This window comes from Rhizobium sp. CFBP 13726 (genome assembly GCF_014841925.1).
GTDB classification, from domain to species: domain Bacteria; phylum Pseudomonadota; class Alphaproteobacteria; order Rhizobiales; family Rhizobiaceae; genus Neorhizobium; species Neorhizobium soli.
Genome location: NZ_JACYUU010000005.1, coordinates 161130 through 174459, shown reverse-complemented (window position 1 = coordinate 174459; position 13330 = coordinate 161130). Strand labels below are relative to the sequence as shown.

The following is a 13330-nucleotide window of genomic DNA, read 5'->3' as shown; positions in this document are numbered from 1 at the left end:
GGCTTATGCCGCCGCGTCCACGTTCTTGTGGCTTCTGAGGTACTTGATGAACTTCAGGCTCTGCGGAATGATGAGAAGCGCGAGTGCCACTGTCATGATCGAGCCGACCAGATAGTTCGAGAAGAAGATCCCGAGCGATCCGTCGGAGGCGATCATCGACTGGTGGAACGAGCTTTCCGCCTTGCTGCCGAGAACCATGGCGAGAACCAATGGTGCCAGCGGAAATTCCAGCTTGTTGAAGACGAAACCGACGACGCCGAAGATCAGTACGAGCCAGAGGTCGGAGGTCGAATTCGCCACCGTATAGGCGCCAACGAAGCAGATCGCCACGATCATCGGACCAATGATTGCAAACGGGATGCGAAGCAGCGCTGCAAAGAATGGAACGGTCAACAGGACCAGAATGACACCGACGAAGTTGGAGATATACATGCTGGCGATCAGGCCCCAGACGAAGTCTGGCTGCGTGGTGAAAAGCATCGGGCCGGGCGTCAGGCCCCAGATCATCAGGCCGCCCATCATCACGGCGGCGGTTGCAGAGCTTGGAACGCCCAAGGCAAGCATTGGCAGCATGGCGCAGGTGCCGGCCGAATGGTCGGCGGTTTCCGGTGCAACGATACCTTCCGGACGGCCGGTACCAAACTTTTCGCCCGGCTTCGACCACTGGCGTGCGAGACCATAGCTCATGAACGATGCTGCGGTCGGGCCGCCGGGCGTGATGCCCATCCAGATTCCGACGGCAGACGAGCGCACGATTGTGGTGAAGTATTTCGGCAGCTCCAGCATGGTCTTGAAGACGTCGCGCGGATCGATGCGCGACGCGACTCCGCGGAATTTCAGCCCGTCCTGAACGGTTGCCAGAAGCTCGCCGATCCCGAACAGACCGATGACGACGACCAGGAAGCTCACGCCGCTCAAGAGTGCTTCGATGCCGAATGTCAGGCGAAGCGATCCGGTAACGGTATCCATTCCGACAGTGGAAAGGAGAAGGCCAAGGCTGAGCGAGACGGCCGTCTTGATCGGCGAAGCGCTGCCCATGCCGACGAAAGCGCAGAAAGCGAGGAAATAGACGGCGAAATATTCAGCCGCGCCAAACCGAAGCGCAAAACGCGCCGCCCAGGTGGACAGAAGTGTGATGACGACGATACCGACGAAGGCGCCGATGCCGGCCGACATGAAGGCAAGCGTGAGAGCGCGGGTCGATTGCCCGGATCGCGCCATCGGATAACCATCGAAAGTGGTCGCCACCGAACTCGGCTCGCCGGGAATGTTAAAAAGGATCGAGGTCGTCGAGCCGCCGAACAGCGCGCCCCAATACATCGACGCCAGAAGGATGATCGCCGAAACCGGGTCCATCGTAAAGGTCAGCGGAATGAGCAGCGATACGCCGTTCGGAGCCCCGAGGCCGGGGAGGACGCCGACGATCAGCCCGAGAAGGACGCCGACGATCATCAGGGTGATGTGCATCGGCGTAAGTGCCGTCGCAAAGCCACCCATAAGCAGTTCAAAATTTTCCATGATCAAGCTCCGGGTGCTTAGTAAATGCCGAGCATTTCTTCGATCGGGCCCTTATGCAGCGGCACCTGGAACGCTTTTTCGAAGACGAAATAAAGCGCGATGGAGAAGACAACACCGATCAGGATCGCGATCCACGGCTTGTAGCCGCCGTTGCGCCAGGCAACGTAGAAGAGATACAGCGCCGTCCCGATATAGGTGCCGAGAAAGACCGTCACGATGACGAAGACGATCATCGGCAGAAGGAAGGAAAGAACCCTTCGCGTCTGTTCCGGTTCGAGGAACGTCTCGCGCATCTCCTCGCTGCCCATTTTCAACCTGAAAATGGCCTGGGCCGCACTGGCGAAAGCCGCAACGATCAGGATGATGCCGACGTAAAACGGAAAGTAGCCGGGCATGGGACCTGATTCACTCCAGCTGACGCCGAGTTCCAGGGCACCTGTTGCACCCAGCGCGCCGACGGCGGCAAGCGTGATGGCGGTGACGATCTCGACATGGAGTCGCTTGATATGCATGATTGTTTTCCCTCGATCGCAAGATCCGGCATGAAAATGCCGGATCTAAAATCGCATTGGCGTCAGGACTTTACTTAACCAGCCAACCTTCGGCCTCGAAGACACCGACGGCGTTCTTCTCGCTGGTCACAATGAAGTCCTGCAGCTTCTGGCCGGACATGAAATCGCCGGTCTGAGAGGTCTTGCGGACATAGTCGGCCCATTCCGGGGTCTCGCTGACCTTTTTCAGAACGTCGCTGTAGTAGGCGACCGCATCATCAGGCGTTCCTGCCGCGGTCCAGACCGTGCGGGGCATCTTGTAGGACGGAATGTTGACGCCGCTCGAGGCGCAGGTCGGGATGTCGCCCCAGCCCTTGCCGTCATGGACCGGGTCGCTCTTGGCCATCGGCTTGTCGGAGAAGACGCAAAGCGGCTTGATCGCACCCGCCTGCCACTGACCGACATTCTCGTTCGGATTGTTGACGTTGGCAGCGACATGGCCGCCAGCCAGCTGAACGCCGACTTCGCCACCGCCATTAAAGGGCAGATACTTGAAATTGGTGCCTGTCGTCTGCTCGATCAGAGCGACCAAGGTTTCATCCGTGTCCTTCGACTGGCTGCCGGCGAAGGAAAGCTTGTTCGGCGCGGCTTTCGCGGCATCGATGAGATCCGTCGGCGTCGCGTATTCGGAATCGGCCTTCACCCAAATCAGAAATTCGTCGAATGCGAGCGCTGCGACGGGACGCAGGTCCTCCATCGAATAGGCGAGCTTTGCGACATGCGGCAGGAGATAAGCGTTGTTGGTTCCGAAGTAGAGCTTGTTCGGATCGCCTTCATTCTTGCGAGCGTATAGGAACGCTTCCGCGCCGCTGCCGCCGCCCTTGTTGAGGACCACCATCGATTTTTCCATAAGCTTGTGCTTGGCGATGATCGACTGGATGGTACGGGCAAAGTTGTCGGTGCCGCCGCCCGGGCCGGATGCGACGACAAACTCGACGGGGCGTGTCGGTTCGAAGGCAAGCGCCTGTCCCGCCAGCACGACCGCGGCCGCAAATGTCAATCCTACGGATAGCTTCTTCATCTTATTCCTCCTTTAGATGAAATGGCTGCAGGTTTGCCTACAGCCGATCGGTCCTCGTGTTCACGAAGCGGCAGCGAACTGCGTCCTCGGCGCACCTCGTGATATCGACCCGGCAATGAGCGGCCAGGCAGACGCCGGCTGCGATCTCGTGATGTCGGGCAGTTCTTTGAATTCGAGTGAGAAAGAAGCGAGCGCGCTGAAGCCACTCTGATCGTGGCGGTTGGGCCTCGCCGAGACGCCTCTTGCGGGCGCAAGTCCGACTGATTTTGGGCTTCGTCCTGACGCCATAATCTCCTCCATCCGAGGAAAATCATAGGCCATCTATTAGCACACATCAAGTCTTCAGAATTTTGTATACAAAATTTTGCGGACAGGAGAGCGCAGGCGGCGATACGATCGATCAGCGCGATCTAATCGATTTGCTCTTGCTTTACGCGATAGCCCGACTGTTCAAACTCGCGTTTGCGAACGCGAGTTTGAACGGATCGCGAGATTTTTTTTAGCGAACTTAGGCTGATCGGCACCGGGAACCGTCATGCGGATAGCACAACAGCAACCTTAGATTCAGGTCCCGATCGGCGATTCGCGATCGCAGCCAGGTCTATTCAGCCTTCGACTGCGTGCTACCCAAAGAGAGCCGTCCGGGCGACCTCAGGCGCGGTGCCGGTCATGCCGGCTTCGTTCGCCATCGGCAGCCGGTAGTATTTGCGTGCAGTCCCCGCAAAGAGTTTTGCCTGATCTCTCAGGGAATAGCGTGCCGCCACGTCCTTGAAGCCCGAATAGATCGTGTCAAATGAACCGCATAGACTATCGACCGGGAAATTGCTGGCAAACATCGTCCGCTCGGCTGAGAACATAGCAATGGTTTCGGTAATGATGGCGCTGTTGTCCTCGATTGACCAAGGCCGCCCTTTCTGGCCGATCCCAGAAATCTTGACGCAGACATTGGGCATATCCGCAAACTTGCCCATCGCCGCGTGCCATCCCTTCATCCCTTCGCTGGATCGATCCGATGGCAGACCCGTGTGGTTGAGGATGATGGTCGTGGAAGGAAAATCCCGTGCCAGCAGCATGGCCTCGTCGAGATGCCACCAGTTCGTCTGGAGATCGAAGCTCAGTCCATGCGTCTCGAGAAGGGCGTAGCCTTTGCGCCAGGTCTCGTCGGTCATGAGAGTTCGGTGATCGGCAGCAACAGCGGCGCTTTCGGCGCCGCCCGGCTTGTGACGCACGCTGCGCACCAGCTCGAACGCTGCCTGATCGGCAAGGACATCAGCCACATCGGGCCTATCGAGCCATGCCTGGGCGACGATGGCATTGGGAAGCCCGAATTCATCCGCGACCTTGGTTGCGTATCGGCTTTCCCCAATGGGATCGGCCGGATCCCACTCGGTCTCGACATAGACCGTCTGCACGACGTTGTGACCTTCCGCGTCCTTCAGGTAGTCGGGCGGAAGATAGCGCCGCTTGATCGAGCTGTAGTCGCCATACCGAAAGGGGATTTTTGCCTCCGGCTTTAGCCAGGGATGGTCGTTGGCGACGGGGTCCCAGAAATGCTGATGCGCATCGACGATAGGGCCGTCCCAAAGAGGAAAGTCGTCCAATTAGCTGCCCTTCCGTTCACGAGTACCTTCGTTGAAGTCGATGGTGAGAGTGGCGATGACATAGACGACGGCGCAGCCCGCAAAGAAGCCGAGCACGGTGCCATAGGAGCCACCGGTCCATTGAAGGATGAAGCCTGTCAGGATCGGGACGATGATGCCGCTGACACTGCCGGCAAAGTTCATTGTGCCGCCGATGACGCCGACCCGGCTCTTCGGCGCGAGGATCGAGGGGAGGCTCCAGTAAAGGCTGCCGAAGTAGAGCAGGAATAGTGTGGCGGAGAGAAGCGCGACCGCGGCAACCGGGCTGCTCACATGCGGCAGAGCGATGAATGTGGCGGCGACGCCGAGGCCAGTGATGCCCAGAAGAAGCTTGTAGACGACGGATCGTTTGAACCCTGCGGCCACCATCTTGTCGGCGACGAAGCCGCTCGCGAGCGAACCCAGCATGCCGGCGAGGAAGATGACGAAAGTCGCTCCGCCCATTTCCTTGAGGTTGAAGTTGCGCGCCTGCGCAAGATAGCTCGGGCCCCAGGTCAGCAGACCGAAATTGATCATCGCCCATCCTGCGCGACCTGCCACGAGGCTGACGATCGACCGGCGAAGGATTTCGGTCGGTTCGCTTTCCGTAGCCTCGAACTTCGGTTGCCCCACTTCGTTGATGATATCCATTTCCGCAGCGTTGATGCCCGGATGCGTGGACGGATTGTCACGGAGGTAACGCCATGCGAGCCAGCCCAAAAGGATGGTCACGAGCCCGGCGACGATGAAGGCAAGCCGCCAGCTGCCGAGCGTAAGGATGAGCCAGCTGATCAGGACGCCGCCGATAGCAGCCCCGAGCGGGGCACCGCTATCCATGAAAACGGCACCGCGTGCCCGTTCCCGTTTCGAAAGCCAGATCGAATTGAGTTTTGCTCCGGCCGGGAAGAGAGGCGCTTCCGCCGCGCCGAGACCGATGCGGGTCAACAGAAGCGAGATGCCGCCGGTCGTGAAGCCCGCAATGGTCTGGAAGATACCCCAACCGAGTGTGGACACCGTGATGACCGAGCGTGCGCCAAAGCGGTCGATCAGCATGCCTCCGGGGATCTGCATCAATGCGTAGCTCCAGAAGAAGGAGCTCAGGATAAGACCCTGCATGGCGGGGCCGAGCGAGAATTCGGCGGCAATGCTGGGCATGGCGATCGACAGAGCCGTACGGTCGACCATGTTGATGACAACGAGCAGGAAAACGACGACGAAGATGTACCATCGTACATTCGTTGCCGCTTTACCCTTTAGCTCCACGCGGCCAGCGGCAACGGGTTGCTGTTCAATTTCGGACATAGATACAAATCCTCCCTGACTTGTCGGCGCAGGCCTCATCAGGCTTGCATCCACCCGGTTGTCACCGACCTCCTTGATCGGCGTTCCTCTCCACCGTGCATCCCGGGAATATAGTTGACTGGCTATGCCGAAATAATGAAATATACAGATCATGTGATCGGCTTTTCCGATCACGGCATCCGCCGGCTGAAATGGATTGCGCCAATGACATCAGAGCGTTTCGACCGCGGGCTGTCGCTCCTTCGCCATCTGAAAAGCACGCAACTCCTGCTTCTCATCGAGCTTGGAACGGTCGCGAGCCTGCGAAAAGCCGCCTCGGCTCTCAACATGACGCAGCCGACGGCGACGAAACTGATCCAGGATCTGGAAGCGGCCGTCGGCCATCCGCTGTTCGAGCGCAGTTCCAGGGGCATGCGCGCAACGCCCTATGGCGAGGTGATGATCAGACATGCGCGCCTGATGCAGATGGAGATCGTCCGGACGAGGGAGGATCTCGATTCGCTGTCGTCGGGCGCATCCGGCACGTTGCGGATCGGGGCTGTCATCAGCGCCGTTCCGTTTCTGCTGGCAAAGGCTGTCGCTGCGCTCAAGCGCGAGCATCCCGGCCTGCAGGTCTCGATCGATGCCGGAACGAGCGATGCGCTCGTTGGCTCCCTGTTGAACGGTCACCTCGATGTGCTGCTGGCACGACCGATCGTGCTCGGCGATCGCAACGACTTCGATTACGTCGATCTCATCGACGAACCGCTGAAAGTCGTCGGCCGGCGGGACCACCCGCTCGCGAGCAGGTCGTCCGTCACGGTGCGCGAGCTGGGCGAATGGCCCTGGACGCTTCTGCCGGCCGGAAGCCCCATGCGAAAGGTTCTGGCGCCTGTCTTTGCCGAAATGCGACTGTCCGGTCCCCAAAACATCGTCGAAACTTCGTCAATGATGACGATGGTGGCGCTGATGCACGAGAGCGACATGCTGGCCGTGATGCCCGGCGACGTATCGGACTTCTACATCCGCCATAACCTGCTGGTCGAGATCCCGGTCACGCTGCCTGCGGTAATGGGATCATACGGGATCGTCACGCGTCGAGATCGGCCGATGACGCCAGGCGTCGAGGCGTTCTTGACGCAACTCCAGACGGCGCTGCAAGAACAGCGACGGATCAGGGCGGAACTGACGAGCGACGGATGATGCAAGCCGGATGCATACTTCGGTAAAGGGGTGAGCCTGGTTCAGATCGAACTCATCCAGCCCAGTCCGTCCTCGGTTACTCCGGCAGGCCGGTATTCGCAGCCGACATAACCCTGATAGCCGAGCGCGTCGATCTCTTCGAAGATCATGCGGTCGTTGAGTTCGCCTGTCATGGGTTCATGCCGGGTAGGAACCGCCGCAATCTGGATATGCCCGATGCGCGGCGCCATCTGCCTCAAGGCTGTGATGACATCTCCATGCATGATCTGGCGGTGATAGATGTCGAACTGAAGACTGACATTGGGGCGATCGAGATCGACCACGAGATCAAATGCGCGATTGAAGTCGTTAAGAAAATAACCCGGCATATCGCGTTTGTTGATCGGCTCGATGACGAGACCGATCCCGGCCTCGGCCGTTGCATCGGCCGCCTTTTTCAGATTGTCCACATAGCAGGAAGCAGCGGTGGGATCATCCGCTGGCGCGATCCCGGCCATCATGTGAAGAAGCGGCGTTCCGAGCGCCTTGCCATAGGCAATTGCCTTGACCAGCGACGACTCGAACTCCTCGCGCCGGTCGGAAAGGCTCGCAAGACCCCGATCGCCGCCTGTCCAATTCCCGGGTGGCATGTTGAACAGGGCCTGGTTTAGCCCGGCATCACGAAGCTTCTCGGCGACGACCTCGGCCGGATAGTCGTAAGGGAAGAGATACTCGACGGCGCTAAAGCCAGCCGTGGCCGCAGCCGCGAACCGCTCCAGGAACGGTCGCTCGTTGAACATCATCGACAGGTTTGCGGCAAACTTCGGCATGGGCCTATTCTTTCTCTGGCATGCCGGGCAGGTGAAGCCCGGTGATCTGGGCGAGCAGCCGCGCAACCGAACTGTCGTCATCGCGACCCATCCCGGCGGCCTCGGTCATGATGAAGAGTTGCAATGCGGCCGCGGTGATCGGAAGCGGAAACTTCTGCTGGCAGCCTATGTCGGAGACGATGCCGAGATCCTTGGTGAAGATCGAAACGGCACTTTGGGGGCTGTAATCACCGTCGAGAACGTGCGTTATTCGGTTTTCGAACATCCAGCTATTGCCAGCCGATTTGGTGATGACGTCAAAGACCCTGGCAATGTCGAGATCGAGGCTTTTCGCGAATGTGATCGCTTCGCAGGCGACCGCTATATGGACACCTGCCAGCAACTGATTGACGATCTTGAAGGAGGAGCCGACACCCGGCTGGTCGCCAAGCTCGTAGACGGTGGCCGCCATCGCATCGAGCGCCGGCCGCGCCGCCTTGAATGCTTCAGGCGAGCCCGATGCCATGAAGGTCAGTTCTCCCGAATGCGCCTTCTTTGAGCCCCCGCTGATCGGGCCGTCGAGATAAAGCAGCCCGGCTGCCTCGGTCCGTGCGGCGAAGGATTTCGCATCGCTGGGCGAGACGGTGGCGCAGCAGACGATGACGCCGCCGGAATGCATCGCGCTGACGATCCCGGCCTTGCCGAAAAGGACTGTTTCCGTCTGTGCCGCATTGACGACCACGACGACCGCGATGTCAGCGCCTTCAACAGCATCGCCCGGCGAGGAGGCAGCAACGCCACCCTCATTTTCGAGGGTCGAAAGCGCGTCCCGGTTGACGTCGAAGCCGCGAACCTTGTGACCGGCGCTCAGCACAGAGCGTGCCTTGCCTAGTCCCATTGAGCCGAGGCCAATGATGGCGATAGTGGTTGGGCTGGACATGAGCGGCACCTCCATGAAGCGCTGTGTAGTTAGAATCTCAGCGCTAACATGTTTTCAACCACATCCTCTTGCCCTGTTCAAGCGACATATGTTAGCGCTGAGATAAATGGAGGAGAGAACGACTTGGACGGGGAGGGGAGGTCGATTGCAGACGATAGCGTGCCCTCGGCCGCTGAGACGCCGACGCTTGCGCATGTCGCTCGGCTGGCAAAAGTTAGCGAGAACACCGTCTCGCGCGTGATCCGCAACAAGGGGCCGATCGCACCGGAGACAAGACTCCGCGTCAATGCGGCAATCGACGCACTCGGCTATGTCCCTAACAGGGCTGCCGGTTCGCTTGCGTCCTCGTCTTCGCCGATCATCGGCGTCATCTTGCCGTCGTTGTCGAACATCGTTTTTCCCGAAGTGCTCAGGGGTATAAATGCTGGGCTGATCGGCACGTCCTATCGCCCGATGATCGGTGTGACCGATTACAGTCTCGAGACCGAGCAGGATATTATTTCGTCGCTTCTGGCCTGGCATCCGGCGGCGATCATCACCACAGGTTTCGAGCATACCACGGCCGCAAGACGCATGCTTGAAGGCAGCCGGGTGCGGATCGCCGAACTGATGGATATCGATGACCGGCCCATCGACCTTGCGGTCGGCCTGTCGCATCGCGACGCCGGCCGCGCGATGGCACGCCATCTCGTTCAGCGCGGCTATTCGAGGATCGGCTATGTCGGCCATGACTGGGCTGCGGATCGGCGCGCGCGTTTGCGGTATGAGGGGCTTTGCGAAGGTTTGTCTGAGACGGGCTTGTCACTGGTCTCGGAGTATCGGACAGAGGCGCCAAGTTCGACGCTCGAAGGACGTCGAGCTCTGGCGAGTCTTCTTGCCGACGGTGCCGCCATCGATGCGGCGGCGTTTTCCAACGACGACATGGCGGTGGGCGGTTTCATGCACTGCATGGCGGCCGGAATGCCGGTGCCGGACGGTCTCGCGCTGATGGGCTTCAACGGGCTCGAGATCGGACAGGTTCTGCCAAAGCCGCTGACGACGGTGCTTTCCAATCGCTTTGCCATCGGCAAGACGGCAATCGAAGCCTTGCTGGAGACGCCTCAGCGTCCGCAGGAGGCAAGGATCATCGACACGGGATTTTCAATTATAGAGGGGGCAACCGCCTGAAGGCGGAGCCCATCCTCAAGACGGGAGAATGATATGCTGCTTGGCGCAATCGCCGATGATCTGACCGGCGCAACGGACCTTGCCCTGATGCTGTCGAGGGAGGGCATGCGCACGATCCAGACGGTGGGCGTTCCGCCCGCCGATTTCGATCTGAGCGATGTCGACGCGGTCGTCGTCGCCCTTAAATCCCGTACCAATCCCGCTGAAATGGCCATCGCGATGTCGCTCGAGGCACTGCGATGGCTGAAGACGGCCGGTGCCCGCCAGATCATCTTCAAATACTGCTCGACCTTCGATTCGACGCCGAAGGGCAATATCGGGCCGGTTACCGATGCGCTCGCACGCGAGCTTGGGACGGATCTGACGATCGTTTGCCCTGCTTTCCCTGCCAACCGCCGGACGATCTACAAGGGTCATCTCTTCGTGGCAGATCAACTGCTGTCGGATAGCCCCATGCGCCATCACCCCCTGACGCCGATGACGGATTCGTCGCTGGTGCGTCTGATGGCGGCACAATCCAAACTTCAGGTCGGCCTTGTCTCACATGAGAACGTCGCAAAGGGTGCCGAGAGCGTTCGTGCGGCCTTCGACGAGGCGCGTCGGCGTGGTGACGGCGTCGTGGTCGTCGACGCGATTACCGACCAGGATCTGCGCGTGATCGGTGAAGCAGTCGCGGAGTTCCCGCTTATCACCGGCGGTTCCGGCATCGCAATCGGTCTGCCCGAGAACTTTCGGCGCGCGGGGCTTTTGCAACGAGACATCACGGCAGGACAGTTTCAGGCGCCGGACGGGAGGGCCGCCATTCTTGCCGGTTCCTGTTCAGAGGCGACACGGGGCCAGATCAAGGCCGCTATCGAGGCCGGCATGCCCACGCTCAAGCTCGATCCGGTCGATATCGCACAAGGGCGTATGGACGTTGACGAAGCGATCAGATGGGCTCTGGCGCAGGAAGGCGTTCCACTGATCTACTCGAGCGCTGATCCGAAGGATGTTCTGGCAGCTCAAGAGAGCCTTGGACAGGAAAAGGCTGGCGAGATCGTCGAGCAGTTCCTCGCAAAAACCGCCATCGGACTGCGCGAAAACGGGGTCCGGAGGCTGATCGTCGCCGGCGGAGAAACGTCAGGCGCCGTCGTTGGAGCACTGGCGCCGTCCGCCTTGTTTATCGGCCGCGAGATCGATCCGGGTGTGCCCTGGACACTGACGATGGGTGATGGCGCACCTATGGCGCTTGCACTCAAATCCGGCAATTTCGGCACCGCCGACTTCTTCCTCAAGGCGTGGGAGCTTTTGAAATGACGGCAGTTCTTTCCGAGGAAACAAAGCTTCGCGACGAGATCGTCACGGTTGGCAAGTCGCTTTTCGACCGGTGCTTCACGTTCGGATCGACCGGCAACATCAGTGCACGGCTATCGAATGGCGATATGCTGATGACGCCGACAAACGCATCGCTTGGCGCGCTCGATCCGGCGCGCCTTTCGAAATTCTCCGCTGAGGGCGTGCATGTCTCCGGCGACAAACCGACCAAGGAAGCGTTTCTGCACCAGTGCATGTATTGCGAACGCAGCACGGCTTCAGCGGTCGTTCACCTTCACTCGACGAATGCCGTCGCGATCAGCCTCATCGAAGGACTGAACCCGGAGGATCTTCTTCCGCCACTGACGGCTTATTACGTCATGCGGGTGGGAAAACTGCCGATGGCTCCGTATTTCCCGCCAGGCGATGCCGCTTTGGCGGAGGCGGTGCGGGAGCGTGCTCGCGACAGTCACGCCGTCCTGCTCGCCAATCACGGGCCGGTAGTTGCCGGGAAATCGCTTCGCGAGGCGCAATACGCGACCGAAGAGCTCGAGGAAACGGCGAAACTGTTCCTGATGCTGCGTGGCGAGAAAATCAGGCCACTGACGCAGGAGCAGCGTGACGATCTTATGGAGCGCCACGGCTGATCCTGCTGGCGTAGGTGACCGCGTGCTGTGCTTCAGCCGCGGAAACTGCCTTCGTTCATGTCCTTGGGGTCATAGTTGAGATCGAAATCTTTGTCGGATTTCTTTCCCGGCGCATCGCGGTGAACGGTCGCGTCTTCAGAGCCCGTCACGACTGTCGGCTTTGCGCTGTGAACCCCTGTCGCCTTGCGATCGGCCTGGGACGGGGCGTACTGACCCTTTGCATCGTCTTCCGGTTTACTCATTTCAGTGCTCCTTTTCTGTCCTATCCAACAGGTAGCAAGAGCAGGAGTTCCGTGAGGCTCAGCCTGATACTCGCAAAAGGGGAACGAAGATTGTGCTCTCGCTCCGTCCGGTTCGAGCAAACACGCGTGCCGGAGGACGAACGGTTCAGATATAAGCGACACCGGCCTTCCGGGCTTCCGCTGTCGCATAAAGGTTGGACCGATGGCAGCGTTCGTAAAATGCTGCCGTCTCGCCCGGCATATCCTCTGGCAGGCTCACGAAGTCCCGCAGGCGCAAGCCGTCTTTCTGGTCGAGATCAGCGTTGGCCAACGCGGAGCCGTCAAGAGCGGCGATGCGGTCGTGCAGTCGTGAGAAGTAAGCAAGGTTCGCTTCGACGATCGACGGTGCGGAGGTCTGGCCGTGAGCTAGAACGACGTGGCGGGCATCAAGATCACGGATTGTTTTCAACGAGCAGCAAAGCGCCTTGAGATCGTGAGGATCCTTGCTCCAGACCTCGGGGATCGGCCACTCGACGGCATCGACCGCAAGACAGGTTTGGATGGAAGGGATCCAGACCGCGACATGATCCGGCGTATGTCCGGGCGTGTGAAGCAATTCGAGGACCAGATCGCCGCCATCCAGGATCATGCTCTCGCCAGTGAAGCATAGATTGGGGGCAACAATCTCGACATCCCGAAATCGTGCGTCGCGCTGTTTTTCGACAAGCTTATCTCGTGCAGCGGGATCGTTTAGCCGCTCCAGCGCCTTGGCGTGCGCGATGATCGGTATGCGATCGTCAAGCCCGGAATTGCCCCAAAAGTGGTCCCAGTCCATGTGGGAGTTGATGACCAGCAGAGGCCGGTCGCCCATCTGGTCGTCGAGCAGTGCTAGCGCTTCCCGACACAGGGATGGGGTGCCAAGCGTATCGACGAGGACATTGAACCGATCAGTCCGCACGAAGACGGCATCGACCTCGTCGCCAGCCCTCACGATGACAATCCGATCATCGAGGCCAGGGTAAGTCGTGAGCCGAACCGAAATATTCATCGCCAATCCCTTGCGATGCGTCACTTGAAAAGG

At 59.7% G+C, this 13330-nt stretch carries 13 protein-coding genes; 4 read left to right on the top strand and 9 right to left on the bottom strand.

Annotated elements, in window-relative coordinates; translation table 11 throughout:
• Positions 1-3: 3 nt before the first annotated feature.
• The 5 genes from IFT66_RS19915 to IFT66_RS19895 form a co-directional block, all read right to left on the bottom strand.
• Entirely contained in the window at positions 4-1518 is a 1515-nt protein-coding gene (locus IFT66_RS19915; protein ID WP_092664340.1) for a tripartite tricarboxylate transporter permease, read from the bottom strand.
• Positions 1519-1535: 17 nt separating this feature from the next.
• Positions 1536-2030: a tripartite tricarboxylate transporter TctB family protein gene (locus IFT66_RS19910; RefSeq protein ID WP_192078665.1), complete on the bottom strand. Its 495-nt coding sequence runs from the start codon at positions 2028-2030 to the stop codon at positions 1536-1538.
• Between the two features lie 70 nt (positions 2031-2100).
• Positions 2101-3090: a Bug family tripartite tricarboxylate transporter substrate binding protein gene (locus IFT66_RS19905; RefSeq protein WP_192078664.1), complete on the bottom strand. Its 990-nt coding sequence runs from the start codon at positions 3088-3090 to the stop codon at positions 2101-2103.
• A 623-nt stretch (positions 3091-3713) separates the two neighbouring features.
• Complete coding sequence (locus IFT66_RS19900) at positions 3714-4691, bottom strand: amidohydrolase family protein (protein WP_113110112.1); 978 nt, start codon at positions 4689-4691, stop codon at positions 3714-3716.
• Positions 4692-6011 carry an MFS transporter gene (locus IFT66_RS19895; protein ID WP_192078663.1) on the bottom strand — a complete coding sequence of 440 codons (1320 nt, stop codon included), beginning with the start codon at positions 6009-6011 and terminating at the stop codon, positions 4692-4694.
• A gap of 135 nt (positions 6012-6146) precedes the next feature.
• On the opposite strand from IFT66_RS19895, the gene IFT66_RS19890 reads away from it, so the two are divergent.
• Entirely contained in the window at positions 6147-7193 is a 1047-nt protein-coding gene (locus IFT66_RS19890; protein WP_249406518.1) for a LysR family transcriptional regulator, read from the top strand.
• 41 nt (positions 7194-7234) lie between these two features.
• Here IFT66_RS19890 and otnI read toward each other — a convergent pair whose 3' ends face one another.
• Positions 7235-8002, bottom strand: a complete 768-nt coding sequence (gene otnI, locus IFT66_RS19885) for a 2-oxo-tetronate isomerase (protein WP_062458704.1) — start codon at positions 8000-8002, stop codon at positions 7235-7237.
• 4 nt (positions 8003-8006) lie between these two features.
• Positions 8007-8921 carry an L-threonate dehydrogenase gene (gene ltnD / locus IFT66_RS19880; RefSeq protein WP_192078662.1) on the bottom strand — a complete coding sequence of 305 codons (915 nt, stop codon included), beginning with the start codon at positions 8919-8921 and terminating at the stop codon, positions 8007-8009.
• Positions 8922-9044: 123 nt separating this feature from the next.
• Between ltnD and IFT66_RS19875 the strand changes: the two genes are divergently transcribed.
• Genes IFT66_RS19875 through otnC form a run of 3 tightly spaced genes read left to right on the top strand, consistent with a single transcriptional unit; the run spans position 9045 to position 12028 of the window.
• The gene (locus tag IFT66_RS19875; protein WP_249406517.1) at positions 9045-10088 is read left to right on the top strand and encodes a LacI family DNA-binding transcriptional regulator; all 1044 of its coding nucleotides are present in this window, start codon (positions 9045-9047) and stop codon (positions 10086-10088) included.
• Between the two features lie 33 nt (positions 10089-10121).
• Positions 10122-11384, top strand: coding sequence for a 3-oxo-tetronate kinase (otnK, locus tag IFT66_RS19870; protein ID WP_192078660.1), 1263 nt, complete (start codon positions 10122-10124; stop codon positions 11382-11384).
• Positions 11381-12028 (top strand): 3-oxo-tetronate 4-phosphate decarboxylase, encoded by a 648-nt coding sequence (otnC, locus tag IFT66_RS19865; RefSeq protein ID WP_062458713.1) that lies wholly within the window; start codon positions 11381-11383, stop codon positions 12026-12028. The genes otnK and otnC overlap by 4 nt, the downstream gene beginning before the upstream one ends.
• Positions 12029-12060: 32 nt before the next feature.
• Here otnC and IFT66_RS19860 read toward each other — a convergent pair whose 3' ends face one another.
• Complete coding sequence (locus IFT66_RS19860) at positions 12061-12270, bottom strand: hypothetical protein (RefSeq protein ID WP_062576577.1); 210 nt, start codon at positions 12268-12270, stop codon at positions 12061-12063.
• Positions 12271-12415: 145 nt separating this feature from the next.
• Entirely contained in the window at positions 12416-13297 is an 882-nt protein-coding gene (locus IFT66_RS19855) for an MBL fold metallo-hydrolase (protein WP_192078659.1), read from the bottom strand.
• Positions 13298-13330: the final 33 nt, after the last annotated feature.

Excerpts from the sequence above, each read along its gene's own strand:
- IFT66_RS19915 (WP_092664340.1), bottom strand. The coding sequence starts at position 1,518 with ATGGAAAATTTTGAACTGCTTATGGGTGGCTTTGCGACGGCACTTACG.
- IFT66_RS19910 (WP_192078665.1), bottom strand. The coding sequence starts at position 2,030 with ATGCATATCAAGCGACTCCATGTCGAGATCGTCACCGCCATCACGCTT.
- IFT66_RS19905 (WP_192078664.1), bottom strand. The coding sequence starts at position 3,090 with ATGAAGAAGCTATCCGTAGGATTGACATTTGCGGCCGCGGTCGTGCTG.
- IFT66_RS19895 (WP_192078663.1), bottom strand. The coding sequence starts at position 6,011 with ATGTCCGAAATTGAACAGCAACCCGTTGCCGCTGGCCGCGTGGAGCTA.
- IFT66_RS19890 (WP_249406518.1), top strand. The coding sequence starts at position 6,147 with ATGAAATATACAGATCATGTGATCGGCTTTTCCGATCACGGCATCCGC.
- otnI (WP_062458704.1), bottom strand. The coding sequence starts at position 8,002 with ATGCCGAAGTTTGCCGCAAACCTGTCGATGATGTTCAACGAGCGACCG.
- ltnD (WP_192078662.1), bottom strand. The coding sequence starts at position 8,921 with ATGTCCAGCCCAACCACTATCGCCATCATTGGCCTCGGCTCAATGGGA.
- otnK (WP_192078660.1), top strand. The coding sequence starts at position 10,122 with ATGCTGCTTGGCGCAATCGCCGATGATCTGACCGGCGCAACGGACCTT.
- otnC (WP_062458713.1), top strand. The coding sequence starts at position 11,381 with ATGACGGCAGTTCTTTCCGAGGAAACAAAGCTTCGCGACGAGATCGTC.
- IFT66_RS19860 (WP_062576577.1), bottom strand. The coding sequence starts at position 12,270 with ATGAGTAAACCGGAAGACGATGCAAAGGGTCAGTACGCCCCGTCCCAG.
- IFT66_RS19855 (WP_192078659.1), bottom strand. The coding sequence starts at position 13,297 with ATGAATATTTCGGTTCGGCTCACGACTTACCCTGGCCTCGATGATCGG.